This window comes from Intrasporangium zincisolvens (genome assembly GCF_034724055.1).
Classification (GTDB): Bacteria; Actinomycetota; Actinomycetes; order Actinomycetales; family Dermatophilaceae; genus Monashia; species Monashia zincisolvens.
On record NZ_JAWIIL010000004.1, the window covers coordinates 24,983 to 39,669 of the forward strand.

At 72.8% G+C, this 14,687-nt stretch carries 16 protein-coding genes and 1 tRNA gene; 2 read left to right on the plus strand and 15 right to left on the minus strand.

Annotated elements, in window-relative coordinates; all coding sequences use genetic code 11:
• Nucleotides 1-42: 42 nt before the first annotated feature.
• From ftsR to RY076_RS12380, 7 genes are all read right to left on the minus strand, one after another.
• Nucleotides 43-762, minus strand: a complete 720-nt coding sequence (ftsR, locus tag RY076_RS12350; RefSeq protein ID WP_323098391.1) for a transcriptional regulator FtsR — start codon at nt 760-762, stop codon at nt 43-45.
• Between the two features lie 7 nt (nt 763-769).
• Nucleotides 770-1,210 (minus strand): FHA domain-containing protein, encoded by a 441-nt coding sequence (locus RY076_RS12355; protein ID WP_413785778.1) that lies wholly within the window; start codon nt 1,208-1,210, stop codon nt 770-772.
• Between the two features lie 304 nt (nt 1,211-1,514).
• A complete protein-coding gene (gcvH, locus tag RY076_RS12360; RefSeq protein WP_323098394.1) occupies nt 1,515-1,904 on the minus strand; it encodes a glycine cleavage system protein GcvH in 390 nt (129 codons plus the stop codon).
• A 112-nt stretch (nt 1,905-2,016) separates the two neighbouring features.
• The gene (locus tag RY076_RS12365) at nt 2,017-2,985 is read right to left on the minus strand and encodes a DUF881 domain-containing protein (RefSeq protein ID WP_323098401.1); all 969 of its coding nucleotides are present in this window, start codon (nt 2,983-2,985) and stop codon (nt 2,017-2,019) included.
• Between the two features lie 2 nt (nt 2,986-2,987).
• The gene (locus RY076_RS12370; RefSeq protein ID WP_323098405.1) at nt 2,988-3,320 is read right to left on the minus strand and encodes a small basic family protein; all 333 of its coding nucleotides are present in this window, start codon (nt 3,318-3,320) and stop codon (nt 2,988-2,990) included.
• Nucleotides 3,317-4,408, minus strand: coding sequence for a DUF881 domain-containing protein (locus RY076_RS12375; protein ID WP_323098407.1), 1,092 nt, complete (start codon nt 4,406-4,408; stop codon nt 3,317-3,319). Before RY076_RS12375 ends, RY076_RS12370 begins: the two co-directional genes overlap by 4 nt.
• The gene (locus RY076_RS12380) at nt 4,405-5,019 is read right to left on the minus strand and encodes a CDP-alcohol phosphatidyltransferase family protein (protein ID WP_323098411.1); all 615 of its coding nucleotides are present in this window, start codon (nt 5,017-5,019) and stop codon (nt 4,405-4,407) included. The genes RY076_RS12375 and RY076_RS12380 overlap by 4 nt, the downstream gene beginning before the upstream one ends.
• Before the next feature lie 82 nt (nt 5,020-5,101).
• Between RY076_RS12380 and RY076_RS12385 the strand changes: the two genes are divergently transcribed.
• Both RY076_RS12385 and RY076_RS12390 read left to right on the plus strand, forming a co-directional pair.
• The gene (locus tag RY076_RS12385; RefSeq protein WP_323098413.1) at nt 5,102-6,541 is read left to right on the plus strand and encodes a YibE/F family protein; all 1,440 of its coding nucleotides are present in this window, start codon (nt 5,102-5,104) and stop codon (nt 6,539-6,541) included.
• 66 nt (nt 6,542-6,607) lie between these two features.
• Nucleotides 6,608-7,408 carry an acyltransferase gene (locus RY076_RS12390; protein WP_323098418.1) on the plus strand — a complete coding sequence of 267 codons (801 nt, stop codon included), beginning with the start codon at nt 6,608-6,610 and terminating at the stop codon, nt 7,406-7,408.
• A 354-nt stretch (nt 7,409-7,762) separates the two neighbouring features.
• Here RY076_RS12390 and RY076_RS12395 read toward each other — a convergent pair.
• The 8 genes from RY076_RS12395 to RY076_RS12430 all read right to left on the minus strand — a co-directional run bounded on the left by RY076_RS12395 (nt 7,763) and on the right by RY076_RS12430 (nt 14,685).
• Nucleotides 7,763-7,836: transfer RNA gene (locus tag RY076_RS12395), tRNA-Pro, on the minus strand.
• 99 nt (nt 7,837-7,935) lie between these two features.
• Complete coding sequence (gene der / locus RY076_RS12400; protein WP_323098420.1) at nt 7,936-9,429, minus strand: ribosome biogenesis GTPase Der; 1,494 nt, start codon at nt 9,427-9,429, stop codon at nt 7,936-7,938.
• 12 nt (nt 9,430-9,441) lie between these two features.
• Nucleotides 9,442-10,107 (minus strand): lysophospholipid acyltransferase family protein, encoded by a 666-nt coding sequence (locus RY076_RS12405; RefSeq protein ID WP_323098424.1) that lies wholly within the window; start codon nt 10,105-10,107, stop codon nt 9,442-9,444.
• Nucleotides 10,104-10,829: a (d)CMP kinase gene (gene cmk, locus RY076_RS12410; RefSeq protein WP_323098426.1), complete on the minus strand. Its 726-nt coding sequence runs from the start codon at nt 10,827-10,829 to the stop codon at nt 10,104-10,106. The genes RY076_RS12405 and cmk overlap by 4 nt, the downstream gene beginning before the upstream one ends.
• A gap of 44 nt (nt 10,830-10,873) precedes the next feature.
• Nucleotides 10,874-11,977 (minus strand): prephenate dehydrogenase, encoded by a 1,104-nt coding sequence (locus tag RY076_RS12415; RefSeq protein ID WP_323098433.1) that lies wholly within the window; start codon nt 11,975-11,977, stop codon nt 10,874-10,876.
• The gene (locus RY076_RS12420) at nt 11,974-12,939 is read right to left on the minus strand and encodes a pseudouridine synthase (RefSeq protein ID WP_323098435.1); all 966 of its coding nucleotides are present in this window, start codon (nt 12,937-12,939) and stop codon (nt 11,974-11,976) included. Before RY076_RS12420 ends, RY076_RS12415 begins: the two co-directional genes overlap by 4 nt.
• A complete protein-coding gene (gene scpB, locus RY076_RS12425) occupies nt 12,936-13,646 on the minus strand; it encodes an SMC-Scp complex subunit ScpB (protein WP_323098437.1) in 711 nt (236 codons plus the stop codon). Before scpB ends, RY076_RS12420 begins: the two co-directional genes overlap by 4 nt.
• Nucleotides 13,639-14,685, minus strand: coding sequence for a segregation and condensation protein A (locus RY076_RS12430; protein WP_323098439.1), 1,047 nt, complete (start codon nt 14,683-14,685; stop codon nt 13,639-13,641). The genes scpB and RY076_RS12430 overlap by 8 nt, the downstream gene beginning before the upstream one ends.
• Nucleotides 14,686-14,687 lie beyond the last annotated feature (2 nt).

The following is a 14,687-nucleotide window of genomic DNA, read 5'->3' on the forward strand; positions in this document are numbered from 1 at the left end:
CGCCACCTGTCGGGAGGGTCCGGCAGGGGTTCGGCAGTGCGCTCAGCGGGCGAGACCGGCCTTGACGAGAGCGACGTGCAGCGCGATGCACGACGCCGCGATCTGCGCCGCGCGCTCGCCCCTGGTGTCGTCGTCGCGATGGGTCGAGAGCACCTGGTCGACGAGCCCGATCTCGCGGTCGGCAGCCGTGCGGAAGGGGCGCAGGTGGCGCGGCTCGAGGCCGTGGGCGGCGAGGGCGTGGGCCGCCGCGGCGACGGCCACCTGGTCCTGCCCGTAGTGGCCCGACGCGTCGGCGGCGAGCAGCCCGAACGTCTCGAGGGCGTGCATCGTCGGGCGGTCGATGCCGGTGGCCTGGCGCAGCTCGGGGCCGGTCAGGGTCACGCCGCGGCGCGGCGCGAGCTCGGCGGGGTCCGGCACGTCGGGGTCGGGGGCCGACTCGGGCGGCACCGGTCGCCCTCCCCCGCTGCCGGCGTCGGTGAGGCCCCGGTCGAGGGCGTCGAGGGCCTCACGGATGACCTTGAGGGGCCAGAACCGGTCCCGCTGCGCCGCCAGGACGTAGCGCAGCCGCTCGACGTCGGACTCCGTGAAGGTGCGGTAGCCCGACGCCGTGCGGTGCGGCGTCACGAGGCCCTCGGCCTCGAGGAAGCGGATCTTGGACGCCGAGACGTCGGGGAAGTCCTCCGAGAGGGCGGCGATGACCTTGCCGATGGTCAGGCGTGGTCCCGAGGGCAGCACGCCCTCGCCCGTCGTCCCCGTGGGCATCCGTCGGTCAGGCGGCGTAGTAGACGAGGCGGAACTTGCCGATCTGGACCTCGTCGCCGGTGTGCAGCGGTGCCTCGTCGATGCGCTCGCGGTTGACGTACGTGCCGTTGAGCGAGCCGGCGTCGCGCACGAGGTAGCCGGTGTCGCCCTGCTTGACGAAGAGGGCGTGCTTGCGCGAGACGGTGACGTCGTCGAGGAAGATGTCGGAGTCGGGGTGACGCCCGGCAGCGACCTCCTGGTCGTCGAGCAGGAACCGGGCTCCGGTGTTCGGGCCGCGCAGCACGACGAGCAGCGCCGTGCCGGGGCGCAGCGCCTCGATCGTGGCCTGGTCCTCGGCCGTCAGGCCACGCGGGTCCAGGTGCTCGGTGTCCTGGGCCGGGACGCCCTGGAACCGCATGGTGCGCGGCTCGACGTTCATGTCGTCGGAGTCGAACTGGTCGCTCGACATGCGGTCCTCCTCGTTCTGGTGTTCGGAGTTCGGCTCGTCCCGGTCGGGAGCGCCGTGCTCGTCGCGATCGTCGTGATCGTTCGACATGCCGTCCTCCTGCCGTCGGTGGGGCGAAGCGGGCGTCACCACTCTAGTTGACGCCTGTCCCCGTCGCGCCCGCCGACGCGGCCGGGTGGACCGACCATTCGATGGTCGCCGTGGCGCGACGGACGGGCACGACGGACCGCACGTGAGGACGGTGCGGGTGTCGCTGGACGTGCGGGGTGCTGCGTTGCTGCTGGGTGCTGCTGGGTGCTGCAACCGGTCAGGACAGCGTCGCGGTGTAGGTCGAGGCGTCCATGAGGCCCTCGACGGCTGCGGCGTCGGCCGGGCGCATCTCGAACATCCAGCCCTCGCCGTACGGGTCGGAGTTGATGAGCTCGGGCGAGGCGTCGAGCGCGTCGTTGACGGCGGTGACCTCGCCGTCGAGGGGCGCGAAGACGTCGCTGACCGACTTCGTCGACTCGACCTCGCCGCAGGAGTCGCCGGGCGACACGGTGTCGCCGACGCCCGGGAGCGAGACGTACACGACGTCACCGAGGGCGTCCTGCGCGAAGGAGGTGATGCCGACGCGGACGACGCCGTCGTCACCCACCCGGACCCACTCGTGGTCGCTGGTGTAGCGCAGGTCGGCGGGGTACTCGAGGTCGCTCATGTCGCTCCTAGCTCGTCGCTGAGGTGGTGGGGATCGGCAGTCTGACTCCAGGTCACTCCACCGGCAAGGGAGAGGATGCCATGCCCGGGTCGGTGCGTCCTGCGCCGGGCGGTCACTGGGCCGGCTTCGCGTGGGTCATCGGGTGCGACTCGTGCACCGAGGTGATCTGGATCGACGGTGACTCGGTGACCGTGGCGTTGGCGCCCTTCTGTCGCACCGTCTCGACGATCCCGCCCGGGATCGTCATCGCCGAGGACAGCGTCTTGGAGTCGCCGATGGCCTTGATCTCGATGGGGCGGGTGATCGCCTTGCCGTCGATGAGGAGGTCGCCACCGGCGTCGCCGACGAACGAGGACGCGACGACGCGCACGCCACCGACGTCGATCGACTCGGCGCCGGCGTCGCGCATCTCCTGGATGATGTCGAGGACGACCGGCCCGGTGACCTGCTTGTCGGGGTCGGTGATCGTCAGGACGATGCCCTGGCCCTTGGCGCCGATGGTGCCGGCGAGGATGCCGAGGGTGTCGACGCGCTTCTGGGCCTGCTCGAGGGCCTCCGCGGCCGTCCCGGTGCCGTTCTTGAGCCGGTCGCGGGTGGCCTCGAGCTCACGGACCTGCTGGTCGAGGCGCGAGGACTTCACGGAGATGTCGTCGAGGACCCGGACGAGGTCGGTCTGGCTCAGCTGGTCCAGGCCGCGCTCGTTCGTCAGCTGCACCTGCGCGGCGATGCCGGCCCCGAGCAGGACGGCGAGCAGCGCCCCGAGGAGGTTCGCGCGGGTGGCCCGGGGGCGCGACATCGCGAAGAGGCGCCGCCACGCGGCCACGCCCTCGACGGGACGCCGCCCGGGCTCGGCGGCCGTGTCGGCCTCGGTGAAGTCGTCCTCGACGCCGTAGCGGTCCTCCATGGGGACGGCGGGCTCGGGCGGCTGCACGTCTGCGTCCGGCGCGCCTGCGGCCTCCGGGGCGTCCGGCTCGTGACCGGCGTCCGTGGACGACGTGTCCTCGGGGACGGGCACGTCGTGGCTGACGACGGGGGCGTCCGGTTCGGGCGTCTCGTCGGGCGGTGTCTGCTTACGGCTCATCGTCACGCCTTGAACAGGTGCCGCCGGATCGAGGCCACGTTGGAGAAGATCCGCACCCCGAGGACGACCACGACGCCCGTCGACAGCTGGGCGCCGACGCCGAGCTGGTCGCCGAGGAAGACGATGAAGGCGGCGACCACGACGTTCGACAGGAACGACACGACGAAGACCTTGTCGTCGAAGATGCCGTCGAGGATGGCCCGGATGGCCCCGAACACCGCATCGAGCGCCGCGATCACGGCGATGGGCAGGTAGGGCTGGAGCCACACCGGGACCGACGGGTGCATGAACAGACCGATCGCCAGGCCTGCCAGCAGTCCGAAGACGGGGATCACGGGTTCTCCTGACTGTTGCCTGCGCTGGTCGTCGGTGGGGCGGTGGTCGGGCTGTCGGTCTGGGTGGCGCTGTTGGTGGCGCTGTTGGTGGCCGTGTCCGTCGCGGTGCCGCCCGGGGGCGCCGTACCGGGGGCGGCCTTGCGCTGGGTCGAGGTGATGCCGGGGCTCGTCGAGGTCGCCGATCCCGCAGGCGTGATGGGCTGGGCCACCTCGAGGCGCGACGCGGAGTCGGCCGGCACGCTGAGGGTGTCTGCGGTCTTGAGCACCGAGCGGATCTTGAACTCCTGGGTCAGCTGCGAGAGGTAGACGCCGGCGAAGGCCTGGTCGAAGAGCTGCTGCATCCCGGTGCCGTCGCCGAGGGCGGTGATGACGTACGGCCGCGCGAGGGGCCGGAAGTCCACGATGATCGCCTGCCCGGCGAACCGGATCGCCGCCGTGGAGCTGAGCCGGTGGCCGTTGATGGAGATCGCCTCGGCGCCCGCGCCCCACAGCCCGTTGACGATGATCTGCAGGTCGGCGGACGTCACCCGTCCCGGCTCGAACCCGCTGCTCGGGCGCGACCCGGCGCCCCCGCCCGCCTCGGTGGAGGCGGCGTCGTCGATGGTGAGGGTCAGGCCCGGGCCGGTGAGCCCCACGGTGCCGGCCTGGACCTCGAGCCCGGCGATCTGGCCACCGAGGTCGCTCGACCCGCTCTGCTTCAGGGCCAGGGCCTCGTAGTCGCGGACCTGCCGGGTCAGTGCGACGACCTTGGCGTCCTGCGTGCTCGCCTGCTTCTGGAAGCCTTCGATGCGGGCCACGAGCTGGGCCTTGACCTGGGCGGCCGCCGTCGGCTTGGGCCGCAGCGAGAGGGCGGCCAGGGCGAAGAGGAAGCCGGTGAGCACGGCGAGGACGATGACGAGCGGCGTGGTGTAGGAGGTCGAGCGCGGCAGACCCTGCGCCTCGCGCCGGTCCGCCGCCTGCTGGTAGCCCGGGTCGAGCGGGCGCTCGAGCATCGAGGTGATGAGCGTCATCGACGCGTCGGGGCGCCGGCGTCCGCTGGTGCCGCCCGTGTCGTTCGTGCCGTTCGTGCCGGTCGGGTCGTTCGTCATGACGGCACCGCCCGGGCCGCGCGGTCGCGCAGGACGATGCGCGCGTGGATGCCGTAGAGGACCGCGGCGAGCCAGTAGAGGGTGATCCCCCACCAGGCGAAGGCCCAGCCGATGGGCTGGGCGAGATCGCCCACCCAGTCGTCGCGGTGGGCCAGGAGCAGCAGCGGGAAGGCGTAGAGGAGGTTGAAGGTCGCCGCCTTGCCGACGTAGTGCACCGGCAGGCCGAGCTGCCCGCGCAGGCGCAGGTAGCCGAGCATGACGCCCATGACGACCTCGCGCGCGAGGAGCACGACGACGACCCACCACGGGATGACCTCGCGCCAGGCGAGGCCGAGCAGCGTCGTGAGGATGTAGAGACGGTCGGCGATCGGGTCGAGGAACTGCCCGAGGCGCGACTCCATGCCGAACGTCCGCGCGATCTTGCCGTCGAGGTAGTCGGTGACCCCCGACAGCATGAGGATCAGCAGGGCCAGGCCGTCGCGCTCCGCGAGGATCGCCCAGAGGAAGACGGGCACGCCCAGCAGTCGCAGCACCGACAGCGCGTTGGGGATCGTGAGGAGCTGGTTCGACACCACGTGCTCGCGGTCCGCCGCGTCCTTCTGCTCACCCACGGCGGTCAGCCTAACGGGCGCCTCGCGGCCCCGCGTACGCCACTCGGCATCGATCCGGACACGCTGTGACACACTCCGCACCATGTCCGGCGGTCACAGCCACAGCCACCGACCCGGCGATCACGAGGCCGCGGCGTCCGTGTCCGTGAGCGTTCTCGCCCGTGTCGCCCTGACGGCCCTCGTCGTCCTCGCCGCAGCGGCGACGCTCTTCGGCGTCGTCCGCTTCTGGCCGTCGGACGCCGGGGCGGCCGGGCGTGTGGGCACCACCGACTTCGCCGCGCCGGGCGTCACCTTCCCGCTCGCCGAGGTGCTCGACGTGCTGCCGGTCTGCGCGGGGCAGGACGCCTCGACCGGGGCCCCCACCGCACCGGGACAGGGCGGTGAGGTGGCCGAGGCGGGTGCGACGTGCGGCGCGATCCGGGTGCAGCTCGAGCAGCCGACCGCGTCCTCCGGTGACGTGCACCCCACGGTGACGGTCGCCGTGCCGCCCCCGGTGACGGAGTCGGGCCTGCGCGCGGGAGACACCGTCCAGCTGATGCGCACCCCGCCGGCTCAGGGCCAGCCCGAGGGCTTCTCCTTCCTGCAGGTGCAGCGTGGTGCGCCCCTCTCGCTCATGCTCGGGCTCTTCGTCCTCGTCGTGGCGCTCGTCGCCCGGTGGCGCGGGATCCTGGCGCTCGTCGGGCTCGGCTTCGGCGGGCTCGTCGTTGCCCGGTTCATGCTGCCGGCGCTGCTCGAGGGGCAGTCGGGGTTGCTCGTGGCCGTCGTCGGCAGCTCGGCGATCATGTTCGTCGTCCTCTACCTGGCCCACGGCCTCTCGATCCGTACGAGCACGGCCCTGGCCGGCACCCTGTTCGGCGTCGGCATCACCGCCGGGCTCGGCCTGCTCGCCGTCGACCTCGCCCGCCTCAGCGGCGTGGCCGACGACGAGGGCGCCACGCTGTCCTCGTTCGTCACGACGCTGCACCCGCAGGAGCTGCTGACGTGCGCCATCATCGTCGCCGGCCTCGGCGTGCTCAACGACGTGACGATCACGCAGTCCTCGGCCGTCTGGGAGCTGCGCGCGGCCGCCCCATCGATGGGGCGGCGTGAGCTGTTCCGTTCCGGCATGCGCATCGGCCGTGACCACATCGCCTCGACGATCTACACCATCGTCTTCGCCTACGCCGGTGCGGCGCTGCCGGTCCTCATGCTCCTGTTCCTCTACGAGCGGCCGGTCCTCGACCTGCTCCAGACCGAGTCGCTGTCCGAGGAGATCGTGCGCACGCTCGCCTCGGCGATCGGGCTCGTCCTCGCGGTGCCGGTCACGACGGCGATCGCAGCCCTCACGGTCGGTGCCGCCGAGGTGCGGGCCGACGCACCGGGCGTCGACGGGCCCCGGACCCGCGATCGGGAACGCGACACGTCCGGGGCCACCGACACGAGGCATCCGGGCGGGCCCACCGCCGCGGACCTCGAGCTCGCGGCGGGCGCCCCTCCCCCACCCCGCACCCGGGCCGAGGCCCGCTCGCGCGGCGGCGCCTGACCAACCACCCGGGGCCCGGGCGGCTCCGACTCGGTGGGATGCGCCGGCGCCACTAGGCTCCCCGCCATGGCTGTCATCACCGTGCTCGAGAACTGGCAGGACGACCAGGGCAACCGGATCGAGTTCGACGGTCGCGTCGACGCGAACGTCAAGGTCAAGTTCACCGGCTCCAACAACGTCCTGCGCATCGCGTCCCCCTTCCGCATCGGCAAGCTCGTCATCGACTTCGACTGCGACAACGGCCTCTGCGAGATCGGGTCGAGCCACGGGGTGCCGGCCCTCATGGGCGCCATCCGCGTCGGTGACGGCGCCACGATCCGCCTCGGCGACAACGTGTCGACGACGACCACCGTGTCGATGTCGGCGGCGGAGGGCGCGACGATCACGCTCGGCGACGACGTCATGATCGCCTCCGACGTCCAGGTGCGGGCCGACGACGGCCACCCGATCTTCGACGTCCGCACCGGCAAGCGCGTCAACACCCCCCGCGACATCACCATCGGCAGCCACGTCTGGCTCGGCCTGCAGTCGTGCGTGCTCGGCGGCGCGGTCATCGGCGACGGCACCGTCATCGGGATGCGGTCCATCGTCACCCGACGCCTGCCGAACAACGTCATCGCCGCCGGCGTCCCGGCGAAGGTCGTCAAGCGCGACATCGCGTGGGAGCGTCCGCACCTGACGCTCATGAAGCCGTGGCGCAAGCCGGACGCCTCGACGGTCAAGAAGTCCAAGGCGTACTGGAACCTCACCGACGACCCCGAGGGCGCCACCGTGGCGTCCCGCAGCCGAGACCTCGTCGCCGGCGCCCGACGCAAGGCGCGTCGCACGGCCCGCAAGGTCGTCAAGAAGGTCCGCACCCTCACCTGAGCCACTGCAGTGCGACGGCCCCGCTAGACGCCTCTCGCGGGGCCGTCGTCGTCTTCGGGCACGTGGGTGCCGAGCCTCGGCATCGCCGGCCGACGACCGTTGGTCGACGCCGGTGCCCGACACTCCGGCACCTGGGGCCTGACGCGCCGCCGCCGGGGCCACCTCGTCGCGCAACGGTCGTCCGGCGGCTTGCCGCTGAGAACCGGGGACCGGTCGGGCTGACAGGACGCCGCCGTCGCGTCCCGTCGCTCGTTCCTCGCGGCGGTGCGCTCCGGCGGATCCTGGCTGCCCGCCGAACGACGAAGGGACTGTTTCCACGACTACGTCGTGGGAAACAGTCCCTTCGTCAAACGGTCGGGCTGACAGGATTTGAACCTGCGACCCCTTGACCCCCAGTCAAGTGCGCTACCAAGCTGCGCCACAGCCCGTTGCCCCTCGGGGCGATCGAAACCATAGCGCACCCCCTGCCCCGCAACCGAATCGGGGTGCCGGGCCGGGGTGCGACCTGCTGGTCCGGCCTCGGGAGGTCAGCGGCGGCGCTTCTCCCGGACCCGCACCGACACCTCGATCGGGGTGCCCTCGAAGCCGAACTGCTCGCGCAGGCGACGCTCGATGAAGCGGCGGTAGCCGGCCTCGATGAAGCCCGAGGCGAAGATGACGAACCGCGGCGGACGCGTCGAGGCCTGGGTGGCGAAGAGGATGCGCGGTTGCTTGCCGCCGCGCAGCGGGTGCGGGTGCGCGGCCACGATCTCGCCGAGGAACGCGTTGAGGCGGCCCGTCGGGATGCGGGTGTCCCACGAGTCGAGCGCCGTCTCGATGGCCGGCACGAGGCGGTCCATGTGGCGGCCGGTGCGCGCCGAGATGTTGGCCCGCGGCGCCCACGGCACCTGGACGAGCTCCTTCTCGATCTCGCGCTCGAGGTAGTAGCGGCGCTCCTCGTCGAGGTTGTCCCACTTGTTGTAGGCGATGACGAGGGCGCGGCCGCTGTCGATGACCTGCTGCACGACACGGATGTCCTGCTCGGCGATCGGCTGCTCGGCGTCGATGAGCACGACGGCCACCTCGGCTTTCTCCAGGGCGGTCTGGGTGCGCAGCGAGGCGTAGAAGTCGGCGCCGCGGGACTGGTGCACGCGGCGGCGGATGCCCGCGGTGTCGACGAAGCGCCACGTCTTGCCGCCGAGCGTGATGAGCTCGTCGACGGGGTCGCGGGTGGTGCCGGCGACGTTGTCGACGACGACGCGCTCCGAGCCGGCGAGCTTGTTGAGCAGGCTCGACTTGCCGACGTTCGGGCGCCCGATGAGCGCGACGCGTCGCGGGCCGCCCTGGGCGTAGGCGCCGTGGGCCGACACGTCGGGCAGCACCTCGAGGACGGCGTCGAGCGCGTCGCCGCTGCCGCGACCGTGCACGGCCGAGACCGGCCACGGCTGGCCGAGGCCGAGGTTCCACAGGGCGGCCGCGTCGGCCTCGCCGCGCTCGTCGTCGACCTTGTTGGCCACGAGCACGACCGGCTTGCCGGAGCGGCGCAGCAGGCGCACGACCTTCTCGTCGTCGTCGGTGGAGCCCACGGTGGCATCGACGACGAACATGACGACGTCGGCCAGCTCGATGGCGATCTCGGCCTGCTCGGCCACGCGCAGGTGGATGCCCGACGCGTCGGCCTCCCAGCCGCCGGTGTCGACGATGGTGAACCGCCGCCCGCCCCACTCCGCCTCGTACGAGACGCGGTCGCGGGTGACGCCGGGGACGTCCTCGACGACGGCCTCGCGGCGGCGCAGGATGCGGTTGACGAGGCTCGACTTGCCGACGTTGGGGCGGCCGACGACGGCGACGACCGGCAGCGGTCCCCGCTCGGCCTCGTCGCCCGCCAGCGGGCCCTCGGCCGACAGCAGCGCCTCGTCCTCCGGGCTCAGCTCGAACTCGGTGAGCCCGGCTCGCAGGGCGCGCTCGACGCTGGCGTCGTCGGCGGTGGTGGTCGAGATCGGAGCGCCCTCGTCGGTGGGGCGGGCGGTCTCGTCAGTCACGGTGTCCTCGAATCAGTGAACGTCTCTGGAGGCACCATTCTCCACCCGCGCGAGACGCACGTGTGACGCGAGGCGGTCGCGCAGCTGTTCGCTGGCGAGACGGAGGCGGTCACGGCCCGGTGCGGAGGCGTCGACCTCGAGGTGGAACGCCTCGCCGAAGTCGACCAGGAGGCGCGAGCGGGGCGCCGGCCAGGAGTCCTTCGTGCCGCCCTCGACACGGGTGCCCATGACGGCCACCGGCACGATGGCGGCATCGGTGCGCAGGGCGATCCACGCCGCGCCCTGGTTGACCTGCTGGACGTCGCCGTCGGCCCGGTTGCCCTCGGGGAAGATGCCGACCGCTCCCCCCTCCTCGAGCACGGCGGTGGCGGCCGCAAGCGCAGCCCGGTCGCCGACGGTGCGGTCGATGGGGATCTGCCCGACGTTGCGGATGGTCCAGCCGAAGAAGCCGGAGAAGGCCTCCTGCTTGACGAGGAAGCTGACCGGGCGCGGCGCCATCGAGAAGACGAGCGGGCCGTCGAGGAACGCGGCGTGGTTGGCCACGAGGATGACCGGTCCGGTGCGCGGCACCCGCTCGGCGTGACGGGCCACGCCGCGGTAGAGCGTGCTGAAGATGAAGCGTCCGATCGGTCGGCCGACGCGGGCGCGGTTCGGGTGCGGCGCGGTGGCTGCCGTCATGCCCGGGCCGCCTCGACGACGGCGAGCACGGCCGCGACCGACCCCTCGAAGTCCAGGTGCGAGGTGTCGACCGTGGTGACACCGTCGGCGGCCACGGTGAACTGCGACACCGTCGAGTCGGCCTTGTCGCGGTCGACGATCTGCGAGCGGGTGGCGGCGACCGAGTGCTCCTCGGCGTCGCCGTGCAGCTCCTTGCTGCGGCGGGCCAGGCGGGCCTCCTCCGAGGCCGTGAGCAGGATCCGCACCGGGGCGTCGGGGGCCACGACGGTGGTGATGTCGCGCCCCTCGGCGACGACGCCTCCCGACGCGGCGCCGGCCTCGGAGACGAGCCGGCGCTGCAGGTCGCGCAGGATCTCCCGGACCGGGATGACGGTGGCGACGGCCGAGACGTTCGTCGAGATGCGGGTCTCGCGGATCGCGGCGCCGACGTCGGTGCCGTCGACGCTCACCGTCGGGTGGTCGGGGTCGGTGCCGATGGCGAGCGGGAAGTCGGCGGCGGCCCGGGTGATGGCGTCGGCGTCGGCGAGGTCGACGCCCTCGTGCAGGCACCACCACGTCAGCGCGCGGTACATGGCGCCGGTGTCGAGGTAGCCGTAGCCGAGCGTGCGCGCGACCTGCTTGGAGACGCTCGACTTGCCCGAGCCCGACGGGCCGTCGATGGCGATGACGAACCCGGAGAGGGCCTGGTCGTGCTGCTCGTGCTGATCGGCGGTCTGCGACATGCGCCAGAGGATAGTGCCTGGGCGGGGTGCCGCCGCGGGCACGCTCAGTCGTGGACGCGCCAACCCAGGCGCGTCAGCTCGGCCTGCAGCGGCTCGACCGACGCCGGGACGACCGACACCTCCGCCACACCGACGGCCTGGCCGAGGCCGTGCTCGAGGTGGAGGTCCTCGAGGTTGATGCCGGCGGCACCGATGTCGGTGAGCAGCCGGGCGAGGGCGCCGGGCTCGTCGGGCACGACCACGGAGACGACCTCGTAGGCGGCCGGTGCGGCACCGTGCTTGCCGGGGATGCGGGCGTGGCCGAGGTTGCCCGACTCCAGGACGCGGCTCAGCGTCGCGAGCGATCCGGCGCCGTCGGCGTCCACGAGGTGGTCGAGCGCGACGAGCACGTCGTCGACCTGGGTGCGCACCTGGCGCAGGACGACCCGGACGGCGTCGGCGTTGCCGGCGAGGATCTGGGTCCACAGGCGGGGGTCGCTCGCGGCGATCCTGGTGACGTCGCGCAGGCCCTGGCCGGCGAGGCCGACGGCGGGCTCGGGCAGCTCGCGCAGGCACGCGGCGACGATGCTCGCCGCCAGCTGCGGCACGTGGGAGACCGCGGCGACCGCGGCGTCGTGCTCGTGCGCAGGCATGACACGGACCGCGGCGCCGACCTCGAGGGCGAGGGCGCGCACGGCACGGACCGCGGCGTCGCTCGAGCCCGCGTGCGGCACGACGACCCACGCGCGTCCGTCGAAGAGGTCGGCCCGGGCGGCGGCGGCGCCGGAGCGCTCGCGCCCGGCCATGGGGTGCGACCCGACGTAGCGGGACGCGTCGGCGCCCGAGGCCAGGACGCGCTCGAGCACCGTCTCCTTGACCGACGCGACGTCGGTGACGACGGCGTGCGGCCAGCGCCTCAGGGCCGCGGTGACGGCGTCGGCAGCCACGTCGGGGGGTGCCGCGACGACCACGACGTCGGGGTCGCGCCCCTCCTGCCCGGCCTCGAGCGGCTCGCCGGCCCGCAGGTCGCGGGCCAGGTGCACGGCCGTCGGGGACGGGTCCTCGAGCGTGACGCGGTGGCCCTGGTTGGTCAGCGCGATGCCGAGGCTCGTGCCGATGAGGCCGGTGCCGACGACGTGGACGTGGGTCGCCGGGGTCGCACGTGTCACAGACCGGCGGCCTTGTAGAGGGCTCCGATCTCGGCCTTGTTGAGGCGGCGCAGGCGCCCGGACTTGAGGTCGGCCAGACGGATCGGGCCGACCTCCGTGCGGACGAGCTCGAGGACGGGGTGACCGACCGCCTCGAGCATCCGGCGCACGACGTGCTTGCGGCCCTCGTGCAGGACCACCTCGATGAGCGCGCGGCCGGGTTGGTGGTCGACGATCTTGAAGGAGTCGACGGTGACCGGGCCGTCCTCGAGCTCGACGCCCTCGCGCAGCCGCTTGCCGACGTCGCGGGCGACCGGGCCGCGGACCGTCGCGAGGTAGGTCTTGAGGACGCCGTAGGCCGGGTGCTGGAGCCGGTGTGCGAGGTCGCCGTCGTTGGTCAGCAGGAGCAGGCCCTCGGTGTCGGCGTCGAGGCGACCGACGTGGAAGAGGCGCTCCTCGCGGTTGCCCACGTAGTCGGCCAGCGAGACGCGGCCGAGGTCGTCGCTCATCGTCGTGACGACGCCCTTGGGCTTGTTGAAGGCGAGGTAGACGCGGTCCTCGTCGAGGTTGACCCGCACGCCGTCGACGTGCACGACCGCGGTGCGCGCGTCGACGCGGACGCCGAGCTCGGTGACAACCTGGCCGTCGACCTGCACGCGGCCCTCGGCGATGAGGTTCTCGCAGACACGCCGCGAACCGACACCGGCCGCCGCCATGAGCTTCTGCAGGCGCGTGCCGTCGGGGTCGTGGACGTCGACCTGCGGCTGCTGGCGACGATCCGGCAGGCGCGTCGGCTGGCTCGGCTTCGTCGAGCCCGCGAACCGCGGGGCCGACCGCTGGCCGCGCCCGCCCGAACCCGCGGTCTTGCCTCCGCGCGTGGGCTGGCCGGAGCGTCCGCGCCCGGCACCCCCGGCGCCGGTGCCTCCGGAGTGTCCGGAGCCCTTCTTCCGCGGCTGGCGCGGGGAACGTGAGTACTCGCTCATGCGTGTCCTTCCTCGATGAGCTCGTCGATGACGTCGGCGTCCGGCAGGTACGGCGCCAACGGGGGCAGGTCGTCGATCGACCCGAGGCCCATGCGCTGGAGGAAGAACGGCGTCGTGCGGTAGAGCACCGCACCGCTCTCCCCCGTGCCCTCGACCTCCTCGATGAGACCGCGCGAGACGAGCGTGCGCACGACGCCGTCGACGTTGACGCCGCGGACCGCGCTGACCCGGGCCCGCGACACGGGCTGGCGGTAGGCGATGACGGCGAGGGTCTCGAGGGAGGCCTGGGTCAGCTTGGCCTGCTGGCCGTCGAGGACGAACTTCTCGACGACGGGGGCGTAGTCGGTGCGGCTGTACATCCGCCAGCCTCCCGCGACGGGGCGCAGGGTGAAGCCGCGCAGCTGCTCGGTGTACTCGGCCTCGAGGGCGTGCAGGTGCTCGCGGACGTCCTCGACCGGCAGCTCGAGCGCGGAGGCGAGGGCGAGCTCGGTGACCGGCTCGTCGATGACCATGAGGACGGCCTCCAGCGCGGAGCGGGCGCCACCCGGGAAGTCGTTGATGTCGAAGGCGATCTGCTCGTCGGCCTCCACCACCGGTTCGGCGTCCGGTTCGGCGTCGGGCTCGACCTCCGGCACGGACTCAGGCTCGGGCGCCGGTACCTCGTCCACGGCGTCCGCCGGCACGGTCACGGCGTCGTCGTCACTCATCGTCTGCTCCTGCGTCGGTCTGGGGTGCCGCGGCCGGCGTGTCGGCGGTGTTGTCCGGCTCGTCCGCCCCGTCGGCCTCGTCGAACTCGTCGGTGATGTCCACGTCGCCGTCGTCGGCACCGGTCCAGCGGATGTCGAGCTCGCCGAGGGCCTCGGCCTGCTCGAAGGCGATGGCCGCCTCCTTGAACAGCTCGAGCAGCGCGAGGAACCGGGCCACGATGACGAGGGTGCTGTCGGCGTCGGACACGAGGCTGCGGAAGGACACCTGGCCACGCGAACGCAGCCGCGCCACGACGATCGCCGCCTGCTCGCGGACGCTGACCTGCGGGGCGTGCAGGTGGTCCAGGCCCACGGTCGGGGGCACCTTGGGCGTCATGGCCCGCGCCGCGATCATCGCGAACTGCTCGGGTGTCAGGGCGATGACGAGCTCGGGCAGCAGGCTCGCGAACTCGGGCTCCAGGCCGGCCTGGCGCGGCGTGATGCGCCCGGCCGTGGCCATCCGCTCGCGGAAGGCGCCGGCGATCTCCTTGTACGCGCGGTACTGGAGCAGCCGGGCGAAGAGCAGGTCGCGGGCCTCGATGAGGGCGAGGTCCTCGTCGTCCTCCGGGCCGGACTGCGGCAGGAGCCGGGCGGCCTTGAGGTCGAGGAGGGTCGCGGCGATGAGGAGGAACTCGCTGGCCTGCCCGAGGTCCCAGTCGTCGTCGGCTGCCTGTGCGGTGCGGATGTGGGCGATGAACTCGTCGGTGACCTGGGCCAGGGCCACCTCGGTGATGTCGAGCTTGTGCTTGCTGATGAGGCCGAGGAGCAGCTCGAAGGGCCCGGAGAAGACGTCGAGGTGCACCTGGAAGGGCGCGCTCGCCGTGCGCCGCGTGAGGATGCCGCCGGGGGTGATCGCCGGGGCGGGATCGGTGCCGCCCGCCTGCTGACCCCTGGCGGCCGGCTGGGCGCCGAGGTCCTCGAGGTCGCCGAACGCGCCCGCCTTGGGCGCGGGGCTCTGCGCGTCGACCGGCACGCGGTCGACGATGTCCTGCTCGGTCATCG

Coding starts and splice junctions, on each gene's coding strand:
- ftsR (WP_323098391.1), bottom strand. CDS start 762: ATGCCCACGGGGACGACGGGCGAGGGCGTGCTGCCCTCGGGACCACGC.
- RY076_RS12355 (WP_413785778.1), bottom strand. CDS start 1,210: ATGTCGAGCGACCAGTTCGACTCCGACGACATGAACGTCGAGCCGCGC.
- gcvH (WP_323098394.1), bottom strand. CDS start 1,904: ATGAGCGACCTCGAGTACCCCGCCGACCTGCGCTACACCAGCGACCAC.
- RY076_RS12365 (WP_323098401.1), bottom strand. CDS start 2,985: ATGAGCCGTAAGCAGACACCGCCCGACGAGACGCCCGAACCGGACGCC.
- RY076_RS12375 (WP_323098407.1), bottom strand. CDS start 4,408: ATGACGAACGACCCGACCGGCACGAACGGCACGAACGACACGGGCGGC.
- RY076_RS12385 (WP_323098413.1), top strand. CDS start 5,102: ATGTCCGGCGGTCACAGCCACAGCCACCGACCCGGCGATCACGAGGCC.
- RY076_RS12390 (WP_323098418.1), top strand. CDS start 6,608: ATGGCTGTCATCACCGTGCTCGAGAACTGGCAGGACGACCAGGGCAAC.
- RY076_RS12405 (WP_323098424.1), bottom strand. CDS start 10,107: ATGACGGCAGCCACCGCGCCGCACCCGAACCGCGCCCGCGTCGGCCGA.
- cmk (WP_323098426.1), bottom strand. CDS start 10,829: ATGTCGCAGACCGCCGATCAGCACGAGCAGCACGACCAGGCCCTCTCC.
- RY076_RS12420 (WP_323098435.1), bottom strand. CDS start 12,939: ATGAGCGAGTACTCACGTTCCCCGCGCCAGCCGCGGAAGAAGGGCTCC.
- scpB (WP_323098437.1), bottom strand. CDS start 13,646: ATGAGTGACGACGACGCCGTGACCGTGCCGGCGGACGCCGTGGACGAG.
- RY076_RS12430 (WP_323098439.1), bottom strand. CDS start 14,685: ATGACCGAGCAGGACATCGTCGACCGCGTGCCGGTCGACGCGCAGAGC.